This is a genomic window from Pseudoduganella sp. RAF53_2 (genome assembly GCF_052113985.1).
GTDB lineage: Bacteria > Pseudomonadota > Gammaproteobacteria > Burkholderiales > Burkholderiaceae_D > Rugamonas.
Genome location: NZ_JBFRDW010001019.1, coordinates 1 through 1302 on the forward strand (window position 1 = coordinate 1; position 1302 = coordinate 1302).

A 1302-nucleotide genomic window follows, 5' to 3' on the forward strand; every position below is an offset into this window, starting at 1 on the left:
GCCGACGCTGGTGCTGTGGGGCAAGATCGCCGAGCAACTGAACAAGCTGGCGGTGGTGCAGGCGCTGCCGCAGATCGTGTGCGAGCACCCGTATAACATCTCGTTTATTGCCAATAAGGAAATGCAAGCCCTGTTCGGTCCGATGAGGCTGCTGAAGGCGTGACGACGTAGGGCGGATCAGTGATCCGCCGAAAGCAAGCCTTCCCACAGGCGCCTGAGGGGCGTCCGGCAAGCTTTTCGCAACTCTGTTATACTTGACTAAATCGTTCAAGTAATCGGGGAGTCATCGCGAGAGCAGAACGATATTTTAACTGAGTTGAACCGAGGTTGTGATGCGTCTGACTACCAAAGGCCGTTTTGCTGTGACTGCGATGATTGATCTGGCTATGCGCCAGGGCAARGGTCCTGTGACGCTTTCTGGCATCAGCCAGCGCCAGTCGATTTCCCTGTCCTATCTGGAACAGCTGTTCGGCAAGCTGCGCCGCCACGAGATCGTGGAATCGATCCGCGGCCCGGGCGGTGGTTACAGCCTGGCGCGCCGCGCCGACAAGGTGACTGTGGCCGACATCATCATCGCCGTCGATGAGCCGCTCGATGCAACCCAGTGCGGCGGCAAGGAAAACTGCCACGGCGCCGATCATGCGAACGGCGCCCGCTGCATGACCCACGAGCTGTGGGCCACGCTGAATGAAAAAATGGTCGACTATCTGGACTCCGTGTCCCTGCAGGACCTGGTCGACCAGCAGAAAGCAAAGAACGCTGAACAGAACGTCGTGGTCATGCACGGCAACAATCAGGCAGCCCTCGGTTAACCGAATTGGAGTAATTAGATGAACGCCCCTGAAAAGAAAGTTTCGCAGGTAGCACCGGTTGAGTTCCATACTGCACCGCACTTCCCGATCTACATGGACTACTCGGCCACCACGCCGATCGATCCCCGCGTTGCGGACAAGATGATCCCTTACCTGCGCGAACAATTCGGCAACCCGGCCTCCCGCAGCCACATGTACGGCTGGACCGCGGAAGCGGCCGTGGAAGAGGCGCGCGGCCACGTTGCGGCCCTGATCAATGCCGATCCGCGCGAGATCATCTGGACCTCCGGCGCGACCGAATCGAACAACCTCGCCATCAAGGGCGCGGCCAACTTCTACAAGACCAAGGGCAAGCACATCATCACCGTGAAGACCGAGCACAAGGCTGTGCTGGACACGGTACGTGAACTGGAACGCCAGGGCTTCGACGCTACCTACCTGGACCCGCAGGACAATGGCCTGGTCAGCGTCGAGCAGATCGCTGCTGCCG

At 59.3% G+C, this 1302-nt stretch carries 2 protein-coding genes and 1 pseudogene; all 3 read left to right on the plus strand.

Translation table 11 applies throughout. From position 1 onward, the window contains the following. Positions 1–163 (plus strand): annotated as a pseudogene (locus AB4Z11_RS31970) (uracil-DNA glycosylase); the annotation flags it as partial. 169 nt (positions 164–332) lie between these two features. After that, a complete protein-coding gene (gene iscR / locus AB4Z11_RS31975) occupies positions 333–812 on the plus strand; it encodes a Fe-S cluster assembly transcriptional regulator IscR (RefSeq protein WP_442030232.1) in 480 nt (159 codons plus the stop codon). A gap of 18 nt (positions 813–830) precedes the next feature. After that, positions 831–1302 (plus strand): aminotransferase class V-fold PLP-dependent enzyme (locus tag AB4Z11_RS31980; RefSeq protein ID WP_442030234.1); only part of this gene is annotated, 472 nt, incomplete at its 3' end.